General features: G+C 53.1%; 26 protein-coding genes. 21 read left to right on the plus strand and 5 right to left on the minus strand.

Translation table 11 applies throughout. The features are described from left to right. The first annotated feature begins 27 nt into the window (after positions 1 to 27). Complete coding sequence (gene slmA, locus ACWWFX_RS05795; RefSeq protein ID WP_108476537.1) at positions 28 to 624, plus strand: nucleoid occlusion factor SlmA; 597 nt, start codon at positions 28 to 30, stop codon at positions 622 to 624. On the opposite strand, the gene ACWWFX_RS05800 is transcribed toward slmA, so the two are convergent. From ACWWFX_RS05800 to rph, 3 genes are all read right to left on the minus strand, one after another. Continuing rightward, complete coding sequence (locus ACWWFX_RS05800) at positions 621 to 1,580, minus strand: reverse transcriptase family protein (protein ID WP_473223393.1); 960 nt, start codon at positions 1,578 to 1,580, stop codon at positions 621 to 623. The two genes, slmA and ACWWFX_RS05800, sit on opposite strands and share 4 nt — an antisense overlap. Before the next feature lie 298 nt (positions 1,581 to 1,878). Then, positions 1,879 to 2,520 carry an orotate phosphoribosyltransferase gene (gene pyrE, locus ACWWFX_RS05805; RefSeq protein WP_015962462.1) on the minus strand — a complete coding sequence of 214 codons (642 nt, stop codon included), beginning with the start codon at positions 2,518 to 2,520 and terminating at the stop codon, positions 1,879 to 1,881. A gap of 64 nt (positions 2,521 to 2,584) precedes the next feature. Continuing rightward, positions 2,585 to 3,301, minus strand: coding sequence for a ribonuclease PH (gene rph, locus ACWWFX_RS05810; RefSeq protein ID WP_276219136.1), 717 nt, complete (start codon positions 3,299 to 3,301; stop codon positions 2,585 to 2,587). A gap of 125 nt (positions 3,302 to 3,426) precedes the next feature. Here rph and ACWWFX_RS05815 point away from each other — a divergent pair, with 125 nt between their 5' ends. The 14 genes from ACWWFX_RS05815 (at position 3,427) to ACWWFX_RS05880 (ending at position 16,576) form a co-directional block, all read left to right on the plus strand. Continuing rightward, positions 3,427 to 4,290 carry a YicC/YloC family endoribonuclease gene (locus ACWWFX_RS05815; RefSeq protein WP_276219138.1) on the plus strand — a complete coding sequence of 288 codons (864 nt, stop codon included), beginning with the start codon at positions 3,427 to 3,429 and terminating at the stop codon, positions 4,288 to 4,290. Between the two features lie 130 nt (positions 4,291 to 4,420). Next, entirely contained in the window at positions 4,421 to 5,740 is a 1,320-nt protein-coding gene (locus ACWWFX_RS05820; protein ID WP_155019828.1) for a tyrosine-type recombinase/integrase, read from the plus strand. A 94-nt stretch (positions 5,741 to 5,834) separates the two neighbouring features. After that, complete coding sequence (locus ACWWFX_RS05825) at positions 5,835 to 6,707, plus strand: hypothetical protein (protein ID WP_131824813.1); 873 nt, start codon at positions 5,835 to 5,837, stop codon at positions 6,705 to 6,707. 147 nt (positions 6,708 to 6,854) lie between these two features. Next, the gene (locus ACWWFX_RS05830) at positions 6,855 to 7,073 is read left to right on the plus strand and encodes a helix-turn-helix transcriptional regulator (protein WP_032653018.1); all 219 of its coding nucleotides are present in this window, start codon (positions 6,855 to 6,857) and stop codon (positions 7,071 to 7,073) included. Then, positions 7,073 to 7,507: a hypothetical protein gene (locus tag ACWWFX_RS05835; RefSeq protein ID WP_155019827.1), complete on the plus strand. Its 435-nt coding sequence runs from the start codon at positions 7,073 to 7,075 to the stop codon at positions 7,505 to 7,507. Before ACWWFX_RS05830 ends, ACWWFX_RS05835 begins: the two co-directional genes overlap by 1 nt. Before the next feature lie 13 nt (positions 7,508 to 7,520). Beyond that, complete coding sequence (locus tag ACWWFX_RS05840; RefSeq protein WP_155019826.1) at positions 7,521 to 8,363, plus strand: antA/AntB antirepressor family protein; 843 nt, start codon at positions 7,521 to 7,523, stop codon at positions 8,361 to 8,363. Beyond that, positions 8,356 to 9,036 (plus strand): host cell division inhibitor Icd-like protein, encoded by a 681-nt coding sequence (locus ACWWFX_RS05845; protein ID WP_023308805.1) that lies wholly within the window; start codon positions 8,356 to 8,358, stop codon positions 9,034 to 9,036. The genes ACWWFX_RS05840 and ACWWFX_RS05845 overlap by 8 nt, the downstream gene beginning before the upstream one ends. Next, entirely contained in the window at positions 9,033 to 9,230 is a 198-nt protein-coding gene (locus tag ACWWFX_RS05850) for a hypothetical protein (RefSeq protein ID WP_023308804.1), read from the plus strand. The genes ACWWFX_RS05845 and ACWWFX_RS05850 overlap by 4 nt, the downstream gene beginning before the upstream one ends. Continuing rightward, positions 9,227 to 9,853 (plus strand): hypothetical protein, encoded by a 627-nt coding sequence (locus tag ACWWFX_RS05855; RefSeq protein ID WP_023308803.1) that lies wholly within the window; start codon positions 9,227 to 9,229, stop codon positions 9,851 to 9,853. The genes ACWWFX_RS05850 and ACWWFX_RS05855 overlap by 4 nt, the downstream gene beginning before the upstream one ends. Before the next feature lie 12 nt (positions 9,854 to 9,865). Further along, positions 9,866 to 12,625 (plus strand): TOPRIM and DUF927 domain-containing protein, encoded by a 2,760-nt coding sequence (locus tag ACWWFX_RS05860; protein WP_023308802.1) that lies wholly within the window; start codon positions 9,866 to 9,868, stop codon positions 12,623 to 12,625. Positions 12,626 to 13,017: 392 nt separating this feature from the next. Next, positions 13,018 to 14,157 carry a hypothetical protein gene (locus ACWWFX_RS05865; protein ID WP_023308801.1) on the plus strand — a complete coding sequence of 380 codons (1,140 nt, stop codon included), beginning with the start codon at positions 13,018 to 13,020 and terminating at the stop codon, positions 14,155 to 14,157. Between the two features lie 726 nt (positions 14,158 to 14,883). Then, positions 14,884 to 15,495, plus strand: coding sequence for a hypothetical protein (locus tag ACWWFX_RS05870; protein ID WP_023308800.1), 612 nt, complete (start codon positions 14,884 to 14,886; stop codon positions 15,493 to 15,495). A gap of 232 nt (positions 15,496 to 15,727) precedes the next feature. Then, positions 15,728 to 15,913, plus strand: coding sequence for a hypothetical protein (locus ACWWFX_RS05875; protein WP_071786473.1), 186 nt, complete (start codon positions 15,728 to 15,730; stop codon positions 15,911 to 15,913). A gap of 120 nt (positions 15,914 to 16,033) precedes the next feature. Beyond that, entirely contained in the window at positions 16,034 to 16,576 is a 543-nt protein-coding gene (locus tag ACWWFX_RS05880; protein WP_071056516.1) for a plasmid pRiA4b ORF-3 family protein, read from the plus strand. Here ACWWFX_RS05880 and ACWWFX_RS05885 read toward each other — a convergent pair. Next, complete coding sequence (locus tag ACWWFX_RS05885) at positions 16,569 to 16,928, minus strand: hypothetical protein (RefSeq protein ID WP_047721497.1); 360 nt, start codon at positions 16,926 to 16,928, stop codon at positions 16,569 to 16,571. The two genes, ACWWFX_RS05880 and ACWWFX_RS05885, sit on opposite strands and share 8 nt — an antisense overlap. A 134-nt stretch (positions 16,929 to 17,062) precedes the next feature. Between ACWWFX_RS05885 and dinD the strand changes: the two genes are divergently transcribed. Further along, positions 17,063 to 17,887, plus strand: coding sequence for a DNA damage-inducible protein D (gene dinD, locus ACWWFX_RS05890; RefSeq protein WP_155019825.1), 825 nt, complete (start codon positions 17,063 to 17,065; stop codon positions 17,885 to 17,887). 337 nt (positions 17,888 to 18,224) lie between these two features. Then, the gene (locus tag ACWWFX_RS05895) at positions 18,225 to 18,842 is read left to right on the plus strand and encodes a trimeric intracellular cation channel family protein (protein WP_015962459.1); all 618 of its coding nucleotides are present in this window, start codon (positions 18,225 to 18,227) and stop codon (positions 18,840 to 18,842) included. A 2-nt stretch (positions 18,843 to 18,844) separates the two neighbouring features. On the opposite strand, the gene ligB is transcribed toward ACWWFX_RS05895, so the two are convergent. Beyond that, a complete protein-coding gene (gene ligB / locus ACWWFX_RS05900) occupies positions 18,845 to 20,515 on the minus strand; it encodes an NAD-dependent DNA ligase LigB (protein WP_473223394.1) in 1,671 nt (556 codons plus the stop codon). Between the two features lie 255 nt (positions 20,516 to 20,770). Between ligB and gmk the strand changes: the two genes are divergently transcribed. Genes gmk through trmH form a run of 4 tightly spaced genes read left to right on the plus strand, consistent with a single transcriptional unit; the run spans position 20,771 to position 24,547 of the window. Next, positions 20,771 to 21,394 carry a guanylate kinase gene (gene gmk, locus ACWWFX_RS05905; protein WP_015962457.1) on the plus strand — a complete coding sequence of 208 codons (624 nt, stop codon included), beginning with the start codon at positions 20,771 to 20,773 and terminating at the stop codon, positions 21,392 to 21,394. Between the two features lie 53 nt (positions 21,395 to 21,447). Further along, positions 21,448 to 21,723, plus strand: a complete 276-nt coding sequence (gene rpoZ, locus ACWWFX_RS05910) for a DNA-directed RNA polymerase subunit omega (protein WP_000135058.1) — start codon at positions 21,448 to 21,450, stop codon at positions 21,721 to 21,723. A gap of 18 nt (positions 21,724 to 21,741) precedes the next feature. Beyond that, entirely contained in the window at positions 21,742 to 23,853 is a 2,112-nt protein-coding gene (gene spoT, locus ACWWFX_RS05915) for a bifunctional GTP diphosphokinase/guanosine-3',5'-bis pyrophosphate 3'-pyrophosphohydrolase (RefSeq protein ID WP_015343999.1), read from the plus strand. Between the two features lie 4 nt (positions 23,854 to 23,857). Beyond that, positions 23,858 to 24,547, plus strand: a complete 690-nt coding sequence (gene trmH, locus ACWWFX_RS05920; RefSeq protein WP_276219147.1) for a tRNA (guanosine(18)-2'-O)-methyltransferase TrmH — start codon at positions 23,858 to 23,860, stop codon at positions 24,545 to 24,547. Positions 24,548 to 24,549: the final 2 nt, after the last annotated feature.

Consider the following 24,549-nt stretch of genomic DNA (forward strand, 5'->3'; position numbering starts at 1 on the left):
CATTTATTTTCAGGGGTATTTTAGAACATGGCAGAAAAGCAAACTGCGAAACGGAATCGTCGCGAAGAAATACTTCAATCTCTGGCGCTGATGCTTGAATCCAGTGATGGTAGCCAACGCATTACCACGGCAAAACTGGCAGCTTCAGTTGGCGTTTCCGAAGCGGCGCTCTATCGTCACTTTCCCAGCAAAACACGCATGTTCGATAGCCTTATCGAGTTTATCGAAGATAGCCTGATTACCCGCATCAACCTGATTTTAAAAGATGAAAAGGACACCACCGCGCGTCTGCGCCTGATTGTTCTGCTGATCCTCGGGTTTGGTGAGCGTAATCCTGGCCTGACTCGAATTCTCACCGGACACGCGTTGATGTTCGAGCAGGACCGCCTGCAGGGGCGCATCAATCAGCTTTTTGAACGCATTGAAGCCCAGCTGCGTCAGGTGCTGCGCGAGCGAAAAATGCGTGAAGGTGAAGGCTACGAGACGGATGAAACCCTGCTGGCAAGCCAGCTGCTCGCCTTCTGTGAAGGAATGCTCTCTCGCTTTGTCCGCAGCGAATTCAAATATCGCCCCACCGACGATTTTGACGCCCGCTGGCCGCTCATGGCCACGCAGCTTCGCTAACGTGTCTCAGGCAGAGCAATCTGCCTTATCATTTGCTGCACATCATGTAGCGCCTGCCTGAACGCGCGATCGTCCGGGTTAATCTGTAGCAGCCAGGCTATTTTCCCCTGCAAACGCTGAAGGTAACGCAGCGCCGATTCTGTCGGCTGTCCGCTGCGGCTAAGGTGCGACGCAACACCAAATTTCCGGCAGAAATGCACTTCCTGACGCAACAATCGCCGCTGTTCGCGGGAAAGTTGCAGCTTTTCGTTCACCACGATACCCGTCACCGTCTGTTGTTTATGCGCGGGTATCTGCGCTGTTTTGCGTTGATTCAGCCGTAACCCCCTTTCAGCCAACAGCGCAGCGACTTTAATGCGCACCTGCCGGGCGGAAAACTCGCCGGAAAAGGTCATATCGTCGCAGTAACGCGTGTAGGCAATGTGGCGCTCCTGGCACCAGCGACCCATCCGTTCATCAAAACTCCGCATGACCAGGTTCGAGATCGCCGGCGAGGTGGCCGCCCCCTGCGGTAACGCATCGCGATAACAACAAAGGTGGGTCAGCATCGTCACCACCGCGTTGGGTAATGTGGTCTGCCGGAAAACTCGCCATACCTGTAGCCAACTGATATTGTCAAAAAAGCCTTCAATATCAAGCTTCAGGATCTGTGGTTGAGAAAGATGAGGCCGCGCGTTGTGCGCCACAGTACTGCCGGAACGATAAGCCGTTGCAAAGGGTGAAACCGGGAAATGCGCGAGGACGTTCTTCAGGATATTACGCTGCACCGTTTTCAACAAATAATCGGGCGCCAGGATCTGCCGCTCGCCACCGTCGCGCTTTGACAACATGATAGCCCGGTAATGCTTCGACGTGCTGTTGCTGAGTGCATACAGCCTGCGTATCTCCTCGTTCGCGCTCCAGCCCGGAGAGCTAAATAAGTCCAGCGCCAGAAGGCAAACCCGGGTCGCATCCATTCAACGCTCCACATCGCTGAGAAAAGTGGGTGCCAACAGCGGCGATACTCGAAAACCATCCCGAAGGCGTGGAAATGTACTTCGCGCGACAGCGCGCGCACGTGAAACGTGCCGAGGTACAATGGAACGACTTTGGGTATATGAGTGAACTGCGGGCGTTAAGTCGGCGACTCGCCGACCCTTCTGGATAACTCCAGAAACGCTATCGCCACTGCTGGCACAGAAAGCATAGCATGGGCATTGCGGGGAAAACTATTCGGCACATCACGCTGCGGGCGGATACCCGCAGCGTGATGGATCAGACGCCGTACGCTTCGCGATAGGCGCGAACGGCGGCAAGATGCTCCGCCATTTCTGGTTTTTCTTCCAGATACGCAATCAGGTCTTTCAGGGTGATGATGGAGATAACTTTGCAACCGTAGTCGCGCTCCACTTCCTGAATCGCCGAAATCTCGCCACGGCCACGTTCCTGACGATCGAGAGAGATCAGCACACCAGCAAGCGTTGCGCCGTTGGCCTGAATGATTTCCATTGATTCACGGATCGCCGTTCCGGCGGTGATCACATCATCCACCAGCATCACACGCCCCTGGAGCGGGCTACCTACCAGGCTGCCGCCCTCGCCGTGATCTTTCGCTTCTTTGCGGTTAAAGCAGTACGGCAGATCGCGGTCGTGATGTTCCGCCAGCGCAACCGCGGTGGTGGTGGCAATTGGAATACCTTTGTAGGCCGGGCCAAACAGCAGGTCGAAATCAATCGCGGAATCGACCAACGCTTCGGCATAGAAGCGGCCTAACAACGCCAGATCGCGCCCGGTATTAAACAGCCCGGCGTTGAAGAAATAGGGGCTCTTGCGCCCGGATTTCAGCGTAAATTCGCCAAACTTCAGTACCTGCTTGCTAAGCGCAAATTCAATAAACTGGCGCTGATACGGTTTCATGGATTCGCTCCTTACTTACTTTTCTACGGACAAAAAAAAGGCGACTCATCAGTCGCCTTAATAATCAATTTTCCAGCGCCGCCTTCTGCGTCGCTACAATGGATTCGATACCCCCTCGGGCCAACGCCAGCAAGGTAAGTAGCTCTTCGTGGCTGAACGGTTCGCCTTCTGCGGTGCCCTGCACCTCAATCATGCGGCCATCTTCCATCATTACCACGTTCATGTCGGTTTCTGCTGCCGAGTCTTCAACATATTCAAGGTCGCATACTGCTTCACCACCAACAATCCCGACGGAAACCGCGGCCACCATCCCTTTCATTGGGTTGGTTTTCAGTTTACCGGCAGCGACCAGCTTGTTCAGCGCATCGGCCAGTGCCACACAAGCGCCGGTGATAGACGCAGTACGGGTGCCGCCATCGGCCTGGATTACGTCGCAGTCGAGGGTAATGGTGAACTCGCCCAGTGCTTTCAGATCAACCGCCGCACGCAGCGCTCGCGCGATCAGACGCTGAATTTCCATGGTACGGCCGCCCTGCTTGCCCTTCGCCGCTTCACGCGCGTTACGGGTGTGCGTGGCGCGCGGCAGCATGCCATATTCTGCGGTGATCCAACCCTGGCCCTGACCTTTCAGGAAACGTGGCACGCTCTCTTCAACAGAGGCGGTGCACAGGACTTTGGTTTCACCGAATTCGACGAGCACGGAGCCTTCAGCGTGTTTTGTGTAATTACGGGTCAGGGTGACGGGACGCACCTGGTTAGCGCTACGGCCTGCTGGACGCATGATAAAATCTCCGGCTTGAAACGAATGTGGCTGCGCATTATACGGACTTCCGGCGGTTATTCCTATCCTGGCAGGTGAGGGATAGCTATAATCCCTCCATCACTCCTTTAAAAACAGGAACGTCTATGATCCGCAGTATGACCGCCTACGCCCGCCATGAAATCAAGGGCCAGTGGGGCAGCGCCGCCTGGGAACTGCGCTCAGTGAACCAGCGTTATCTTGAAACCTATTTCCGTCTGCCGGAACAGTTCCGCAGCCTGGAACCGGTGGTCCGCGAACGTCTGCGCACGCGTCTGACGCGCGGTAAAGTCGAATGCACCCTGCGTTTTGAGCCTGACGCCAGCGCGCAGGGCGAGCTGATCCTCAACGAGAAACTGGCTAAACAGCTGGTTAACGCGGCAAACTGGGTCAAAATGCAGAGCGATGAAGGCGAGATTAACCCGGTCGATATTCTGCGCTGGCCAGGCGTGATGGCAGCACAGGAACAGGATCTGGACGCCATTACCACTGAAATTCTTTCGGCGCTGGATAAAGCCCTCGATTCCTTTATCATCGCCCGTGAAACGGAAGGTCAGGCGCTGAAAGCGCTGATCGAGCAGCGACTGGAAGGCGTCAGCAATGAAGTCGCCAAAGTGCGCGCCCACATGCCGGAAATTCTGCAATGGCAGCGTGAACGCCTGGTCGCCAAACTGGAAGATGCCGAAGTTCAGCTGGAAAATAACCGCCTCGAGCAAGAACTGGTGCTGATGGCGCAGCGCATCGACGTTGCCGAAGAGCTCGACCGTCTGGAAGCGCACGTTAAAGAAACCTATAACATCCTGAAGAAGAAAGAGGCCGTGGGCCGTCGTCTCGACTTTATGATGCAGGAATTTAACCGCGAGTCGAATACCCTGGCGTCGAAATCCATCAATGCGGAAGTAACGAATTCTGCAATTGAGCTTAAAGTTCTGATCGAGCAGATGCGCGAGCAGATTCAGAATATCGAGTAAACTATCAGCAAGATTCAAGACGACGCATAGATCACAACAAGCCCGCAACCCAGCGGGCTTTTTTGTTATCATGGGCTATCATAACGACGCAACAAAGCGCATGATTAGAGTGTACACAAAGGTGTACCCAATGAGGTTTGTGTACATCACTTTGGGTACACCCCCTATTCAAAGTTTGGATATTCGCAAAATGCCAAAACTGACTGATATGCAGATCCGTGCATGGATTAAGAGCGGGGAGCGATTCGAGGGGCGGGCAGATGGGAACGGTTTATACCTGCGTTACCGTGCGGCCGACAAAATCCCTACATGGAGATTCCGCTATAAACTTGCCGGGAAGTCCCGCGCTATGCTAATTGGCTCTTATGCTGAACTGTCATTAGCCAAAGCCAGAGAATCCGCCAAAGAATTATCGGCGCGTGTATCGCTGGGCTATGACGTTGCCGGAGAGAAGCAGGAGCGCAAAACCGAAGCACTGGCGAAGATGGAAGCAGAGATGAACGCTATGCGCGTTTCAGATCTGGCGGCTGAATACTTTGAGCGTCAGATACTGCCGCGCTGGAAGCACCCCGACATTCTGCGCCGCCGTATCGACAAAGATATAAACCCCTGCATTGGTAACATGAAGGTGGAGGACGTGAAGCCCCGCCACATTGACGACATGCTGAAAGGCATTGTTGACCGTGGAGCGCCAACCATCGCTACAGACGTTCTACGCTGGACGCGCCGCATATTCGATTACGGCATCAAACGGCACGCACTGGAGATTAACCCCTGTTCAGCTTTTGAGGTGTCAGACGCTGGGGGGAAAGAGGTTGCCCGTGACCGCTGGTTAACTCGTGATGAACTAATCCGACTGTTTCAGGCTATGCGTATGGCTAAGGGATTCAGCCGTCAGAACGAGCTTACCTTCAAGCTACTGCTGACGTTGTGTGTGCGTAAGATGGAGTTATGCGCCGCCCGCTGGGAGGAGTTCGACTTAGACGGGGCTATCTGGCACTTACCCGAAGAACGCAGCAAAAACGGCGATGCTATCGACATACCACTCCCCCCACCAGCCGTAGCATGGCTACGTGAGCTTCACACATTCTCATGTAATACAGCATGGGTGCTGCCAGCCAGAAAGATGCAAAGCCGGATGATTCCCCATATTCAGGAAAGCACCCTACCCGTTGCGCTGGCAAAGGTTCGCGCTGAAATGCCAGACGTACCGAATTACACCATTCATGACTTCCGGCGCACTGCCCGCACCCATCTTGCGGCGTTAGGTGTGGATCCCGTGGTAGCTGAACGCTGCCTGAATCACCGTATTAAGGGCGTTGAGGGGATTTATAACCGCTACCAGTATTTCGATGAACGCAAAGCAGCACTTACGTTGTGGTGTGATCTGCTGGTGGCGCTGGAACGTGGCGAGGATTACAACGTGATGCCTATTAGAAAGGCAAACTAACTGAACTGGTTGAGCCTAGCCCGACGGGGTGAAAAGCGGGAAGCCTTACCGCCTGGCTCAATCACTTTAAAGGCATGACGTAAAAGGTAACGTTATGGCACATGGCAAATTAAGTAATATCTGGGAAAAAAATTCCATCCCTCCATTACCGTGGTGCTCACTAAACAGAGCAGCAACACTATTGAAGTGCGAATTATCAGACTTCTCAGCATGGATGAATCATCTGAATCCTATGATTGAATTTAAACAAAGTTCAGTGGAAGGTACTCTGACGGTTACATTGAATAACTATGATAACCCATATGAATATGGGGATATTTCAAAAGAATATATTGACCTTATACCTGTAGCCTCACGAGGCGGATTGAATCCAACTTCGCCAATGATAGATACCGCATTCATCATCGATAAAAATAAAAAAACACTGGATTTTGTGGGCTACTTTGATGGTATGGCATCCGTTTTGGAAGGGATGTATTTAATTGAAAATGATGAGCTAATGGTCTTTCCGCAAGATTTGTTCTGCGCGATTCCTATTGCAAAACTAGGCGCTCCATATGTTGGTGAAGACCGCCCGGTGCTGTCGGTAGATGATATTTTAATTAGACCTGTTTATGCGTATTGCTACGATGCTCAGCCAATTGTTTTGAGTATGAATGATGTTTATCTAAGCAGGGAGGATATAGAGCTAATTTACAATTGTGGAGTCCAAGGTATAGATTTACCAGAAGATAGATTGACCGTATCTGAATCAATTAAGGCTAAGCCAAAAATTAGGGAAACGGCAAAGCAATCTAGATTTATTGCCTATCTAATAAATGCTCTAGGCGTGACGCAAGACGAACTAAAAACGCTTTCCATCAAAAATATTATGGATAGATTAAGCCATATGGCAAATGAGGTTAAATTTCCTGACGTAACGGATGACTCTTTACGGGATTGGTTGGAAAAAGCCGGTTATAGGTAATTATGGTTAGTTTTCGCCAATGAAGATGTGCCGTTAGCTTCAAGCAAACAATCTCATAACTCGGAGGAATTTTCTAAAACTCGGCGAGATTGTGAACTGCTATTGATAGCCTTTCCATCACCAGCTATCACAGGAGTTACGGGACATATGACAGCCTCTCAAGCCGCACAATCAGCACTTCCCACTACTGGATACATCCGCCGTTTTCGTATGCCGGAACTTTTGGGTGTTTCCATGCCAACTATTGACCGCTGGGTTAAGAACGGTACTCTGCCGCGCCCGGTAAAACTCACCGATAACGTGACCGCCTTTGATGCGGTAGAGATTAATAACTGGCTGGCTGAGCGCCGGGGAAAGGTGGCGTAATGGAAAAGAAAAACCGCCCCGTACAGCAGGCGGCTAACTCAGATATTCGCACGTCTGATATTACGCCGACCACCAGCCCGGTACAAGTACCTAAGCGAACCCCAAAGAAACACCGCGCCCGAGTCTATATGCTGCGCACTGGCGTAGAGGGATGGACAGAAAATGATATTCTGCGCTACTGCCGTCTTTCATCCGGGCGTAATTATGCGTCTGAACTGGAGCGCCAGCTTGATATTCAACTGGAGCGTATCGACGAGAAAAACCCGGATGGTATCGGCGCACACCTGCGCTACCGCTTTTCCTGCCGTGGCGATGTTCTCAAGGTGATCCAGCTTGTGAACCATAACGCCGCCATTAATGAACATCACGGGTTATCTCAGCAGGATATTTCCGACATTCTGAACCTCTACCCGGACGCGTTTAACGCCGCATAACGGAGCCGAAAACATGACTATCGAAAAAAGCCGATTCCATTCGGAGGCCGCCCCACAATCCAACACTTGCCAGGGCGAACATAGCAATAATGACTTTGCCGCGATTGTTCCCGTTATTTCCGGTCAAATTGGCGGGCGTGAGGCCAGTATTGTTAGCGCTAAGGCACTGCATAAAGCGCTCGGAGTAGGTAACGACTTTTCAACCTGGATCAAACTACGCATTGATGAATATGGCTTTAGCCTGAGTGCTGATTACGTGGTTTTTGATTCCTCAGATTTCAGGAATCAAAGTTCAAATTTTGAACAGGGTAGCCCCGGATGGGTGACAAAGCGTGGCGGCGACCGTCGCAGTAAAGATTATGGCCTTTCTCTGGGAATGGCTAAAGAACTGGCAATGGTTGAGCGAAACGAACAAGGTCGCGCCGTTCGCCGTTACTTTATTCAGTGTGAAGAAGCCCTACAGCGCAGCGTGCCAGAGATTGCCGCTCAGTATCGCCGCCAGCTCAAAGCCCGTATCGGTGCCGCCAACCTGTTTAAACCGATGTGCGTAGCACTGGAAAGCGCCCGCGCAGAACAGGGTAAACAGACGCAGGCTCGCCACTACAGCAACGAGAGTAATATGATCGCCCGCATTGTTTTGGGTGGCATGACAGCGAAGCAGTGGGCGCAGGCGAATAGCATTACTGGCGAACCACGCGACAGCATGAACGCCGGGCAACTGGAACACCTCACCTACCTGGAGAGTACCAACATTACGCTGATTGATATGGGTATGGGATATGACCTGCGTAAAGCCGAGCTAATCCGCCTCTCTCAGCGCTGGTTAGCTAAACATCTGGGGGCTAATCATGCTTAATGCCGCCGTCCAGAATAAAGCCTTTCCCCTGGCTGGCCTGATGTGTACCTTGCGCGGGATCGCGCACACGCATGAGGGTAAAGCTGGCATAACAGTGCCAGCTAATGCCAGCTCCTCATTTTCTCGTCGTGGTGACGAGGAGAGTTTCGAGACCAGTACGCGCGTGCGCGAAGGTGAGTTTCTGGAGTCCATAAAAAAGGGCTTGCCGACTATCGCCAACCCGGTTTATGGTTATAGCGCACCAGCAAAATCTGGTGTCGGGATTGGCGTCCCGATAACCTGTATAGTGCCGACACGCACTAAGCGTGTTTTTTTGTCGGCAAAATTCCTGCGCACCCAAATTATGGTGGGCTGGATGAGGCTTCCGAAAGGAAGGCCGGTGTCTATACAGGCCGGTTACGCCAACCTTGTTCAGCTCACCACCAGTCTGAGATTGGCGTCTCTTGGTGGTGAATTCAAAATTCACTGTATAGAGGCTGCCATCATGGCTACTACCCCTACCCAAAATCCGCATTTCATCTGGTTAATCGCTGCCGTTCGCCGCGATATGCCGACAATAGCCGCCAAAATCCATCACATTGCTGCTGAAACTGAGCGCGAAGCCCGCCGCACGCTGGCGCAGGATCACGTCTGTTTCTTTGCAGGCCGTATCCGTCTGGAGGTAGCAGCATGAGCCGTGAACTCACCTTAGAGCAGGTCGCAGAACGCGCGCACCAGACTGAAATAATTGCCCGTCTGGTTGAAGACTTCCCCCACCACCTTGCCGATAGCGAAGTATCCGCAATCGCCACTCTGTTAAAGCGCCTTTCCGGTGATGTTGCCGCATGGCTGATTGAAGAATTGGCAGAACGGGAGGGCAAAGCATGAGCAATATACTGACCATTAAACCGGGAAATCCCGACCTGTTCCACGCAGAAGCCACACCGGACGGCGTAAACATCATGACCCGCAATGATGCCGGGATGTATGAGCATGTTTGCCTTGTTCCCTATTCAGACGCGGTAACTCATCTCGATAGCGGCAGGTATGACGAAATACCCGATGAAGGATTTGCCCTGCATTTTGCAGTGGCTGACGGCGGGGCGCGTGGCTGGTTCGACTTCACCGCGCAGCATAACCTGACTATGTGGCGCTGGCTGATTGCTGCCACGTTCATTTCTGAGATGAAGCGCGAAAACGGCACAACCTACGTCACGGAGGCTGACGGCACAACATCGCAGGTGGCGATTTACTCCAATGGTAATGCGGGCATGGTGATTTACCCGTTTGCTGAACGGCTGGCGATGGCGAACAACATCGAGGGCGCAATGATTGAGCGCTACGGCGTTGAGCAAGGAACAGAGAACGCCATTGTGTTCTACCGCGCCATGCTGGATGCGGAACGCGGAGAGCTGACCCCGTTCGGACGTGAAACGCTGGCAGAGCTACACGATCACTTCATTGCTGATCTGGATGAAAACGGCTGGCCTGAAATGCCAGCGGCGCACTGAGGGAGCGACACAATGCGTAATATCGACCTTATCCGCGAAGTGACCACCGCCGCCGCTGGTAACTGGCCTTATGTGCTGGCTGGCCTGTCTATCGACGTGCCTGATTCATCACGCCGTCATGCCCCCTGCCCTGCATGTGGCGGTACGGATCGCTTCCGGTTCGACGACAACGGGCGCGGCAGCTTTATCTGCAATCAGTGCGGCGCGGGCGACGGGCTGGATTTAATCAAGCGGGTGAACAATTGCGACACAACAGAGGCGGCGCACCTTGCCGCTGATGTGCTGGGTATTGATTACCGGGCAGCACAAACCGACCAGACGGCAGCGAGCCAGAGAAGGGAGCAACTGGAGGCTGACCGCCAGCAGCGTGAGCAGGAGCGCCAGCAACAGGCAGCAGAGGACGCAGAGCAGCGAAGGGCAACGTTTACCCGTCTGTATGCCGGAATGCGCCAGAACGTCACACAGGGCGAATCTGATTACCTGCAATCAAAAGGGCTGACCGGGTTCAATTACCCGGTTATGTCCGATGGTTCGTTACTCCTGCCGCTGGTGGATGAATCAGGCGCAGTGGTGGCGGCGCAGACCATCACCCCGCAGGGTGAAAAACGACTCCTGACAGGTTCAGCAAAGCGTGGGGCATATCACGCCGTTAACGCACCGGGACAGCCGCAGAAGGTGATCATTGCCGAAGGGCTGGCAACGACTTTATCTACTCACCTGATGCGGCCTGACGCACTGACAGTGTGCGCCATTGATGCGGGCAACCTGCTGCCAGTGGCGGAGTTTATGCGCCAGCAGTACCCACAGGCGCAGATCATCATTGCCGCTGATAACGACCGACTGGATGACAAGCCCAATACTGGCACTGAACGGGCGGAGAAAGCCGCTTCTGCCGTGGCGGGCTATGTTGCCGTGCCGCCGACAGACTACAAAGCTGACTGGAACGACTACCACCATCAACACGGGCTGGAAGTCGCTACGGCTGCGTTTAATGATTCGATGTACCAGCCGCAGGGAGAATGCGTGAAACCACAACTACAGGCCATTGAGGGCGGTAAAACTGACCAGCCAGAGAAAGACCCGCTAAAACCCCGCATTGAGAGCCGCAAAGATGGCGTTTACTGGATCACGCCTAAGGTGGACAAGGAAAGCGGCGAGATTATCAACAATGAAAGCTGGCTGGCCTCATCGATGGACGTTATCGGCACCGGGCGGGACGATAAGGATCAGTACCTGATATTGCGCTGGCTGGCCTTTGGCGCAGGCATACCGACAACAGCGGCTATCCCCCTGGCTGACATTGGCGAGCGCGAGGGATGGCGCACCCTGAAAGCGGGCGGGGTTAACGTCACCACCAAGAGCAGCTTGCGGGCGATTCTGGCTGACTGGCTACAGCGTAGCGGCTCGCGTGAATTGTGGCGCGTTGCTCACGCTAGTGGCTGGCAGTGCGGGGCATACATTATGCCGGATGGGGAAATTATCGGCGCACCTGCGCAACCCGTTTTATTCAGTGGACGCAGTTCTGCCGCCGCCGGGTACAGCGTAGCGGGAACCTCAGAGAGCTGGCGTAACAGTGTTGCGCGGCTGGCATACGGTAACTACGCGATGATGACGGGCATTGCCGCCGCACTGGCAGCACCGTTAATCGGGCTGGCTGGCGCTGACGGTTTCGGCATTCACTTCTATGAACAGTCGAGCGCGGGTAAAACCACCACGGCGAACGTGGCGAGCAGTTTATACGGCAACCCGGACTTACTGCGCCTGACGTGGTACGGCACGGCGCTGGGGCTGGCGAACGAAGCCGCCGCACACAATGACGGGCTGATGCCCCTGGATGAAGTTGGACAGGGGGCAGACCCGATAAGCGTGTCACAGTCTGCCTATGCGCTGTTTAACGGCGTGGGGAAATTGCAGGGCGCAAAAGAGGGTGGCAACCGCGATTTAAAACGCTGGCGAACCGTGGCGATCAGCACTGGTGAAATGGACTTGGAAACCTTCATCGCCACCGCCGGACGCAAGACCAAAGCCGGGCAACTGGTGCGCCTGCTGAATATTCCGCTGAGTAAGGCAGTACGTTTCCACGAACACCAGAACGGTAAACAGCACGCCGACGCGCTGAAAGATGCTTACCAGCACCATCACGGCACTGCCGGGCGGGAGTGGATCAGGTGGCTGGCAGACCACCAGCAGCAGGCCATTGATACCGTGCGTGAGTGTGAAGCCCGCTGGCGCAGTCTTATTCCTGCCGACTATGGCGAGCAGGTTCACCGCGTGGCTGCACGCTTTGCCATTCTGGAGGCTGCTTTGTTGCTGGGTGAAGTTGTCACCGGATGGGATGCTCAGACATGCCGTGATGCGATACAGCACAGCTACAACGCGTGGTTGCGTGAATTCGGTACGGGGAACAAAGAGCACCAGCAGATTATTGAGCAAACGGAAGCGTTTCTTAATGCGTATGGGTTCAGCCGTTTCGCGCCGTTCCCCTACAGTTCTGCCGACATGCCCGTTAAGGATCTGGCGGGGTATCGTCAGAAGGGGAACCACGATAGCGACCCTGTAATCTTCTACACCTTTCGCGGCGCATTCGAAAAGGAGATCGCGCAGAACTTTAACCCGACGCAGTTCGCCGAAGTTCTGAAAAATGCCGGGATGCTGAAACCGCCAGCCAGCGGGCGTGGTTATCAGCGTAAATCACCGCGTATCGACGGGCGACAGATTAACGTTTACGTCCTGACCTTCCAACCAGAGGATTACGCTCCATCAGAGGAATAGCACTTCTCACATGCGTAAAAAGGGTGTTGGTTCAGTCAGTTCAGTTGGTTCAATATGTAAAGATTTTTGTTTTATAAAGGATTTAATTTTCGTTTTGAACCAACACTGAACCAACAAATGCCCGTTTTGAACCAACATGCTTTGATAGGGGTATTCACTCTGGCAGGCAGTGAACCAACAGAAAGCCCCGCTGAACCAACACAAAATCGCCGATGTTGGTTCAGCAAAACCCAGTGCTGGTGCGTGCTGGCGGGCAGTGAACCAACTGAACCAACTGAACCAACACATTTTTACTTATATAGAAGCATTGAGTCAGTTTTGATCTTAGGCTACTGACGGGTAACTAGCTGCGTGCTAGGATTTATCCGAATATCACTAATGGGAATAGGGACATGAAAAGAACAATTTTAGCGTGCGTTATTGCTGCCACTCTTCTAACCGGGTGTGGTCCAAAGGAATTAACCCCTGAGCAAAAGCAGGAAGTGAGCAATCTCAAGAGCGAGCTTTCGCAGACGGAAAAAGAAATAGCCGCAGCAACAGAGCAGCAGGGGCAGTTCACGGGTGGATTAATCAAAAATCTCACGACGGCCAGGCTTGAAGTGCTGGGAACTAATAAAGCTCTTTTAGAACAACGTATCAACGCTATCGAGTCGGGCGCTAAGATTGATTTAGCCATTAGCGGTGTTAAACCAGACCCAGAGGCGGCGGCGGTTTTAAAAACTGAAATTGATAAGCTTGCTGTCCAAATCAGCGATGCCAAAAAGGAAGCAAGCCAATACAGCGGTGGTCTTGTCCAGGCGCTGAAACTGTCGACTGTTGCGACTCAGGAACAGACAATGGCGATGCTACAACAGCGGTACCTTTCGGCGATGTATGGATTGGCTGAGGTCAAAGTTCCCACTGAGCAGGCTAATACGGTTGCTGCTGCAAAACAAACACCACAACCATCGGCAGCAGCCACTAACGCACCATTGTTACCCCCGGGCGAAGGACCGTTTGGTTTAGATGTTGGTTTATCTAAAAAGAATATTGAGGATATGACCGGCGAAGATCTTAAACCTGTGGCAAATAGTGCTGACCTTTACACATCCGCATCGTTGCCGAAAAAGAATGCTGAATTTGAGGCTTATGGGCTTTTAATCTCCCCAGATGCTGGCCTATGTCAAATAAGGGCAGTGGGGAAAAGCATTGATACTGATAGTTTTGGCATTGCTTTAAAATCCAAATATGAGGAACTTAGCGACTCACTATCCTCTATCTATGGTAAAGCTGATAAAAATGATTTCTTGATATCAGGTTCAATCTGGAAAGAGCCTAAATACTGGATGATGTCCTTGGATAAAAAGGAGCGGTTTTTGTCAGCGGAATGGAAAGGAACTAAAGAAAAACCACTGAAAAATAACCTGATCTCCGTATCTATCGAAGCTAGAGCGGACGGTTCCGAGAAGGGGTATATTTTTCTACAGTATAACTTCACTAATAACGATATTTGCAAAGCCGAGATTGAAGGCGCGAAAAAAAGCTCTCTTTAGCTAACATATTGGATCATATTCGAAACCCGCTTCGCGGGTTTTTTATCGCTATCCTTAAGAGTCTCGAGAGTCAGCGGCATGATTGCTGATATTTAGAAGGAGGTACTCTGTGTCGTGTTAAAGGGTGCGACAGTTCGCAGTAAGGTTTGCACCAGAACGGCTGTAAATTCTGGACTGTTCTTGACAGATTTTAAACCCTAGTAGCGCTAAACCCGCGCCAGTCGCGGGCTGGAAGCCAGAACGTGATTTAGGTTGTCAAAAATATTCTGGTTCGCGCCATTGGTTCGCAGTACGCAGTCAGGTACGCAGCAAAACTGCGCATTCAGCGTGCGTACCATCTGACGAATTCTAACGGCGGCATTGCGAATTCGTCGTAAATTGCGCAGAACGAAATGCGAATTCGCAAAATAGCGGAGAGGACTGATATTACTGGCGCAGATTAGTCCATTCGCAGTTGGTAGCACCACGGATATGTTAAGTTTTGCTAAGGTTTTGGGCGCAGTAAATTGCGAATTGCGCAGTTCACCAAAAATCTGCGCAAAACGAAACGGATACCAATGCGCAAACCATCCTCAACCCCGCGCGGTTACTGGCTTTATTGATTTGAAATTACAAAAGTGGTGCGCAATTTACAGTAAAATACGCATATTATTTCGTATTCATTTTGCGCAGTGCGCAGCGCAAATCCTAACATTTCCTAACGTTGCGCAGAGGAGGGATCGGAAAGTGAGAGACAGAACACGCAGCTATACCACCGACCTGCCCCGCATAGGGTTGCCATTCCTTACGAACATGCGTCGCAGGCTGACGGACGCCGAACCGGGTACACAGCTTTATACCCAGACCGAAAGCGGAACGTTGTATGCCTTCCGGCAAGCCGACAGCTACGCCATGACAATCAACGGCGTGACGCGGGCGATTCGCACTACAACCACGCAGGCCGGATATGGCGTGCGGGAATGGTACGTTTGCCCCCACTGTATGAAGCGGGCTGCAAAGCTGTATATCGGTAAAAAAGATATTGGCTGCCGGGAATGCTGGAAGCTCCACTACAAAAGCCAGAGCGCTGACAGACTGGACAGGATGCGAATGAAGATACGCCAGCAGCGATGCGCGATATGGGGCAACAATGACCTTACCAATAATCTGTTTAATGACATTCGCATGTTCCCGAAGCCAAAGGGGATGCGCTGGGCTACGTTTGACAGGAAGCGGGCAGAGTTGTCAGCAATGGAGATGGCTTACTGGCAGGCATTCAGTCCGGTAGTAGATAGAATCACGGGCGTGATTGAGCGTAAGACGGGGAAAGCAGCCAGAGGCATTGGCCTGACTTTGTAAAAGCAAAACGCCCGCACGGGGCGTCAAGGAACGGGATAGACTTCTGCGACAATTTGCATTCGCCGCCAATATAGCAAGCCGTCCACATCAAGCAATAAACTATCACCGGGAGGGGGAGGCCAAATCTCTGCAACCCTGAGCCTTAAGGACTGCCCGCCTCATCGAATGTTTATACCCGCGAAAAATAAAATTTAATCCGGGCGTGTTTCATCCTTCCAGATGGGTATGACGTATGACACCACGCGAAATAGCTTTATTGACCACCGCCAAACTGGAGCACGAAGGCCACCAGCTAACCCCGGCAGATCAACGGGAGATAGAACGCTCAGTTAATGCCGATATAGCCCGGCGTGACAAATTCCGCGAAATGATGCGATCACCCGCCTACCAGTGGAGGAAGCCAGCGCCGCGCAGGTAGATACGGGATTATTCCGCATGTAACTTATGCGTATTAAGCAAATTACCTTTATTCACCTTTACAGAATTGTGAGTGCGTCAGTATCGTTATCCTTCCGATTCGCATTTATTCAGGATTTGCATGTACCAGCTAAAGATAACCATCCGAGACAGCAAACCACCAATATGGCGGCGTGTGCTGGTTCCAGAGCAAATCCCCTTTAGTGAACTTCACGCGGTGATCCAGTTGGCTTTTGGCTGGAATGACGAACATCTGTATATGTTCGAGAAAGGTCGTAAAGGTGATCCCGGTAGCGAGTATCGCGTATGGGGTGAGGATGAAAGCATGGGTAACGCGGCAATCACGCCACTATGGGCGGCGCTCCAGAATGAGGGGGACAGGCTGGTTTACACGTATGACTTTGGCGACTGGTGGGATTGCCTCGTTGTGCTGGAGAAGCGAACACACGATACTAGTAAGCAGCCCATTGGCTGTCTGCGCGGGAAAGGCACCACCCCGGCGGAAAACTCAGGTGGTTTGCATGGATACAATGAATTGCTCTTACAGGCCAGAGATTCTGATAATCCTCAACAGGCCGAGATCCACAATTTCCTGATGCTGGATATTGAGCGCCGGGTTTACGACCTGAGCAGCATCAACGATAGATTGCAGGCTCTTAACTGACCCGCATATATTCGCCTGATATTGCGTTATCAGCGCCGCCAGTATCGCGCATAACAGCGCACTGACCGGGTAAACCGTAACGCACGACCGTTGCGTTGGTTTCACCGCCGCGCCGTACCTGCCGCGATTCATACACTGTCATTCGCTCAAGCAGTCCACCGGCAACCATGCTTTCGAGCGTGCGGCGGGTTGATTCGAGCTGGTGTCGTTTATCGAACGATCCCATGCCGTGAAGCAGGTAGGCCACGCCCGACACATCGAGTGGCGGAGCGCCGATCTCACCCGATACCCACTCGAGGTTATCCGGCTCAAAGTAACTGAGTATCTCTTTTTTGCGGCTGGTCATTCTCATGGCTGGCAGGTTCCTTATTGTGGGATACCTCTATCATACATTAATCAGGATGTGAGATATTGAGTCTTGCCGTTACCATTAGCGGCAATGATAGCCGCCATCCTTAAACATCAAGCTAATACATGGAGTGAGCAATGAACGAGCACCACCAGCCTTTCGAAGAGATCAAGCAGGTTGATGACGAAGGATCGGAATATTGGTCAGCACGAGAGCTAGCAAAGTTGCTGGATTACTCAGAGTATCGTCATTTCACTCCTGTTTTAGAACGAGCAAAAGAAGCGTGCCTTAACAGTGGGCACAATGTTGACGACCATTTCGAGGATGTCCTCGGTATGGTCAAAATTGGTTCAGGTGCGCAAAGGGAGCTAAAGGATATAAGACTGTCCCGGTACGCTAGCTACTTAGTCGTTCAAAACGGAGACCCCACCAAACCCGTTATAGCAGCGGGACAAACGTACTTTGCAATACAGACCAGGCGGCAGGAACTAGCTGACGATGAGACGTTCAAGCGACTCCGCGAAGATGAGAAACGCCTTTTTCTCAGGAACGAACTAAAAGAGCACAATAAACAATTGGTCGAGGCAGCACAGCAAGCTGGTGTTGAAACAACACTGGACTTTGCAATCTTCCAGAATCACGGATACAAGGGGCTTTATGGCGGGTTAGACCAAAAGGCTATCCATCAGCGAAAAGGGCTTAAAAAGAGCCAAAAGATACTCGATCACATGGGTTCTACCGAATTGGCTGCCAACCTGTTCCGAGCGACTCAGGCAGAAGAAAAGCTCCGCAGAGATAATGTTAAATCGAAGCAAAAAGCTAATGAAACTCACTTCGAGGTCGGCCGGAAAGTTAGGCAAACAATCCAAGAGCTAGGCGGGACAATGCCAGAGAATCTGCCCGCACCGGAAAAAAGCATCAAACAATTAGAATCTGCCGCCAAGAAGCTGGATAAAAAATAGACGCGCCTTTAAGCACATCACTTTACGGTGTACACAAGGGTGTACCTAATAAAAAAACGCATTACCAAAAAACCAGCAAACAAGCAGCTTTAAACCATCTACTCAATAAACAGATTCAACATTGAGTAATAAATGCTCAGTCGGCCCACAGCATGTGGGCCACTTTAGTTTTTCTAAGCCAATACACCCGCATTACATCGATACAACCCCGTTAAACCTCAACTCAACATGTTTTTCCCATTACTTTTTCTAAGCCAAAGCCCTTCACCTTAGAAAATCTCAATCGTGACGTCGCGCACAAATCGCTACCCTTCCGCCATCGATTTCGGGGGCTCATATGTTATTGCACGTTCTTTACCTTATCGGCATTACCGCCGAAGCCATGACCGGCGCTTTAGCCGCAGGGCGTCGACGCATGGATACCTTTGGCGTCATTATTATCGCGACGGCCACCGCGCTGGGCGGCGGTTCGGTGCGCGATATCCTGTTAGGTCATTATCCGCTGGGCTGGGTAAAGCACCCGGAATACGTGATTATCGTGGCGACAGCGGCAGTTTTGACTACCATCGTGGCCCCGGTAATGCCCTATTTGCGTAAACTGTTTCTGGTACTGGATGCACTCGGTCTGGTGGTGTTCTCTATCATCGGTGCGCAAATCGCGCTGGATATGGGCGAAGGCCCGGTTATTGCGACCATCGCTGCCGTCGTCACCGGCGTATTTGGCGGTGTGCTGCGCGATATGTTCTGCAAACGCATTCCTCTGGTGTTCCAGAAAGAGCTTTACGCGGGCGTGTCGTTTTCCGCCGCCGTGCTCTATGTTGCGTTGCAACACTATGTCAGCAACCAGGATATCGTGGTGATCGCCACCCTGCTGTTTGGCTTCACGGCCCGCCTGCTGGCACTGCGTCTGAAGCTGGGTCTACCGGTGTTTTATTACAAACACAACGCACACTGAGATTAAAATCCGGGAATTTTCTGGCTGGTGAGCCACTGCGCCAGCCGGGAAATATCCGGATGATGCACCGCCTCCACCATCCGCTGCGCACGCAGGTTTCCCATCCCCGGCAGGCGTTGCCAGTCCTGAGCACTTCTCGACACCAACGTCTCCCAGCGGTTATCCGCCAGCGCATCCAGCGCAGCTCTGCTCAGCGGTAAACCGAACGCCGTCACCCAACGCTTAAACGGCTGCTGACGTACCAGATTGAACTGATGCCACAGCTGAGTCGCGCGAGACGGCGTGAACCCAGGCGTGCCGCGTAGCTGCTCCGGCGTCAGCTCCAGCCACGAGAAAAGATGATCCAGAGGCTGTGCCTGGTGCAGCGTCTTCCAGCCCGCGCGGCCCAGGCCATCAATGTCAAAAACCGCCTTTGAACTCAGCCATTCCAGCCGCGCCATAAACTGTTCTTCGCAGCCCGTCGTGGCATAAAAGCAGGTGAGTGCATTGTATTTCTGCGCAGGCGGCGTGGGCTTGATACGCTGCGTACTGCGCCAGACCACGCGATCGATGCGGGGGATCCCCTGCCCGGCCAGGCTGACCAGCACCTGATCGCCCTCGGCGATATCCAGCGTTTGCCAGCGGGCGACTGAACCGATATTCACCCGCTGAACCTGTTTATCATCCAGCTTCACCGGAAAAAGCTGCGCGACGACGGCAATATTTCCTGTGCGCCCCACCGTGAAACTTACGGTTTTGACCTCAGCCACCTGCTCCGCCGGAACATATTTCCAGGCGGCAACCCAACTCCCCTGCGTGGGCAGCCAGTGTTTGCCTTCTGGCTCATCGGCTGAGCGAATCACTACGCCATCGGTCACAAACGGCAGCGGCGTGGTAAACCAGCGATCGCGCCAGCTTGCGATATCGTCAACCCGCGTCACGGCTTTCGAATAGCGCTGCACTAACGAAAACCCAGCCTGGCTCAGCAAGGTCAGTCGCTCTTCCATAGGTTGTGGCCCATCGGGCCACGCCCAGATAAACGCACCCAGGTTCGCCAGCGTTTTGCTTTCGCCCTGTTGCATCAGGGCGCCAGCAACCTTAGCACGGGCGTTCATGCCGCCCATCTGCTTTTGAATATGGTCGCTGCGTTGCAGGAATATTTCCCCCTGCAGCACGCTTTCCGCCAGCCTGCCCGTTACCGTTTTGGGGATAGCCGGAATGTGCCGCGCTTTCTCAGTCCAGTCCTCCCCTTTCAGGCCATCGCCACGGCTGATGGCCTGCTGCAAGCGCCCCTGGTGATAAACCAGCGTCACCGCGACACCATCCACCTTAGGCTGCACCCAGAGATGACGTTTGCCCGCCATCCACTGACTCACCGCCCGCGCATCCGCCAGCTTCTGCACACCCGTATGGGCGACCGGATGCATAACGCCGGAAGCCAGGCGCGGCGGCGCACTCTCGCCGCTCTCAGCATAACCAAAACAGCGCTGCCACTGCGCCAGTCGCGCTGAGAGCTGATCGTAAACACCATCGTTCACTTCGCTCGCGCCCTGCCGCCAGTATTCGTCGTTCCAGCGTGCGATTTGTGCCGTGAGCTGTGTAATTTCCCGTTCCGCTCGTGCGGGAGCCCAGGCAGGGCAAGTTGCCTGAGCCCCCGTTACGGTCGCGATGAACAGCAGTAGTATCCTTTTCACTTTCGCCCCTCCATTTGCGCTGTAGCGGTGTTTTACCGCCCGGCGAAAAAGATTGCGAACGCCTGATGCGAAATCCCCGAGGAGGCTTCCAGGGAAATTGATTTGTTGCAGCAACAGGTAAGGAAATCAGGAAAGTGACACGCAAAATGAAAGAAAGCAGCGCAAAAAGTGTGACAAAGACTACGTCACGATGCGCCGACGTGTATAATAAGCCCGTATGTAGAACTTCATTGCTGGCAACATACACAAATACTCATGGCTCAAGGCACGCTTTATATTGTTTCTGCCCCCAGTGGCGCAGGTAAATCCAGCCTGATTCAGGCTTTATTGAAAACCCAACCGTTATACGACACTCAGGTTTCTGTTTCGCATACCACGCGCGCGCCGCGTCCGGGTGAAGTGCACGGTGAACATTATTACTTTGTGAATCATGACGAATTCAAAACCATGATTGGCAGAGACGCGTTTCTTGAACATGCGGAAGTGTTCGGTAATTACTACGGCACCTCGCGTGAAACCATTGAGCAAGTGCTGGCAACGGGCGTCGATGTTTTCCTTGATATCGACTGGCAGGGCGCGCAGCAAATTCGTACTAAAATGCCGCACGCGCGCAGTATCTTTATCCTGCCGCCGTCCAAAATTGAACTGGATCGCCGCCTGCGTGGCCGCGGCCAGGACAGCGAAGAGGTGATCACCAAACGAATGGCGCAGGCAGTTGCAGAAATGAGCCATTACGCGGAATATGATTACCTGATCGTGAACGACGATTTCGATACCGCTTTAGGCGATCTGAAAACGATTATCCGTGCTGAACGTCTGCGCATGAGCCGCCAAAAGCAGCGACATGACGCTTTAATCAGCAAACTATTGGCAGACTGAACCCACTTTCAGTATCATGCCCAGTCATTTCTTCACCTGTGGAGCATTAAAGTATGGCACGCGTAACTGTTCAGGACGCTGTAGAGAAAATTGGTAACCGTTTTGACCTGGTACTGGTCGCCGCGCGTCGCGCTCGTCAGATGCAGGTAGGCGGAAAGGATCCGCTGGTACCGGAAGAAAACGATAAAACCACAGTAATCGCACTGCGCGAAATCGAAGAAGGTCTGATCAACAACCAGATCCTCGACGTGCGCGAGCGCCAGGAACAGCAAGAGCAGGAAGCCGCTGAATTACAGGCCGTTACCGCTATTGCTGAAGGTCGTCGTTAATTACAGAGCGGGTCGCCCTTGTATCTGTTTGAAAGCCTGAATCAGCTGATTCAAAACTACCTGCCGGAAGATCAAATCAAACGTCTGCGGCAGGCGTACCTCGTTGCACGTGACGCTCACGAGGGCCAGACACGTTCAAGCGGTGAACCCTATATCACGCATCCCGTCGCGGTTGCCTGTATTCTGGCCGAGATGAAGCTCGACCATGAAACACTAATGGCAGCACTGCTGCATGACGTGATTGAAGATACCCCTGCCACCTACCAGGACATGGAACAGCTTTTTGGCAAAAGCGTCGCCGAACTGGTAGAGGGGGTGTCGAAACTTGATAAACTCAAGTTCCGCGATAAGAAAGAGGCGCAGGCCGAAAACTTTCGCAAGATGATTATGGCGATGGTGCAGGATATCCGCGTCATCCTCATCAAACTCGCAGACCGTACCCACAACATGCGCACGCTGGGCTCACTTCGCCCGGATAAACGTCGCCGCATCGCCCGTGAAACCCTCGAGATCTACAGCCCGCTGGCACACCGTTTAGGTATCCACCACATTAAAACCGAACTCGAAGAGTTGGGTTTTGAAGCGCTGTATCCCAACCGTTATCGCGTAATTAAAGAAGTGGTGAAAGCCGCGCGCGGCAACCGTAAAGAGATGATCCAAAAAATCCTCTCGGAAATCGAAGGGCGTTTGCAGGAAGCGGGAATACCGTGCCGCGTCAGTGGTCGCGAAAAGCATCTTTATTCGATTTACTGCAAAATGGTGCTCAAAGAGCAGCGTTTTCACTCGATCATGGATATCTACGCCTTCCGCGTGATCGTCAATGATTCCGACACCTGTTATCGAGTGCTCGGCCAGATGCACAGCCTGTATAAGCCGCGTCCAGGTCGTGTGAAAGACTATATCGCCATTCCAAAAGCGAACGGCTATCAATCTTTGCACACCTCGATGATCGGCCCGCACGGCGTGCCGGTTGAGGTCCAGATCCGCACCGAAGATATGGACCAGATGGCGGAGATGGGTGTTGCCGCACACTGGGCTTATAAAGAGCACGGCGAAACCAGCACGACTGCTCAAATCCGCGCTCAGCGCTGGATGCAAAGCCTGCTGGAGCTGCAACAGAGCGCCGGTAGCTCGTTTGAATTTATCGAGAGCGTTAAATCCGATCTCTTCCCGGATGAGATTTACGTTTTCACACCGGAAGGGCGCATTGTCGAACTGCCTGCCGGTGCAACGCCTGTCGACTTCGCATATGCGGTGCATACCGATATCGGTCATGCCTGCGTGGGCGCACGTGTCGACAGGCAGCCTTACCCGCTGTCGCAGCCGCTCTCCAGCGGCCAGACCGTTGAAATCATTACCGCACCTGGCGCTCGCCCGAATGCCGCGTGGCTGAACTTTGTCGTCAGCTCAAAAGCGCGCGCCAAAATTCGTCAGTTGCTGAAAAACCTCAAGCGTGATGATTCCGTAAGCCTGGGGCGTCGCCTGCTCAACCACGCGTTGGGTGGCAGCCGTAAGCTCGCGGAAATTCCGCCAGAGCATATCCAGCGCGAACTTGAGCGCATGAAACTCACCTCGCTTGACGATCTGCTGGCTGAAATCGGCCTCGGCAATGCCATGAGCGTGGTCGTGGCGAAAAACCTGCAACAGGGCGAAGCCACACCTTCCGCACCGGGTGCTTCCGGCCATGCGCATCTGCCTATCAAAGGCGCAGATGGCGTGCTGATCACCTTCGCAAAATGCTGCCGTCCAATTCCTGGCGATCCGATTATCGCTCACGTCAGCCCAGGCAAAGGCCTGGTTATCCACCATGAATCCTGCCGTAACATCCGTGGCTACCAAAAAGAGCCAGAGAAGTTCATGGCCGTAGAGTGGGATAAAGAGACTGAGCAGGAATTTATCACCGAAATTAAGGTGGATATGTTCAATCATCAGGGTGCGCTGGCTAACCTGACGGCGGCAATCAATACAGCGACGTCTAATATTCAGAGTCTGAATACTGAAGAGAAGGATGGCCGCGTTTACAGCGCCTTTATTCGCCTGACGGCGCGCGACCGCGTGCATCTGGCGAATATCATGCGCAAAATCCGCGTAATGCCGGACGTCATTAAAGTCACACGTAACCGAAACTAGTTTTATGAATTCTAAACGTTATGCGCGTATCCGCGAGATGCTCGCCAGGCGACAGCCTGACCTGACCGTCTGCATGGAGCAGGTCCACAAACCTCATAACGTTTCAGCGATTGTGCGCACCGCTGACGCCGTGGGCGTACATGAAGTTCACGCCGTCTGGCCAGGCAGCCGCATGCGCACCATGGCTTCAACGGCGGCGGGCAGCAACAGCTGGGTTTCGGTTAAAACGCACCCGACGATTGGCGAGGCGGTTTCGCATCTGAAAGGGCGCGGTATGCAGGTGCTGGCGACCAATCTCTCTGATAAAGCCGTCGATTTTCGCGAAATCGATTATACCCGCCCAACCTGTATTTTAATGGGTCAGGAGAAAACCGGCATCACTCAGGAAGCGTTAGCACTCGCAGACCAGGACATCATCATTCCGATGATCGGCATGGTGCAGTCGCTCAACGTCTCCGTGGCCTCCGCGCTTATTCTGTATGAAGCGCAGCGCCAGCGGCAGAACGCCGGTATGTATCAGCGTGAAAACAGTATGCTGCCGGACGACGAACAACAGCGTCTGCTGTTTGAAGGCGGATATCCAGTGCTGGCAAACGTCGCGAAGCGCAAAGGCCTTCCCTACCCGCACGTCAACGATCGCGGCGAGATTGAAGCCGACGCGACCTGGTGGGCCACCATGCAGGCCACGAGGTAATC

It is taken from the genome of Pseudocitrobacter sp. 2023LY-00077 (assembly GCF_055796175.1).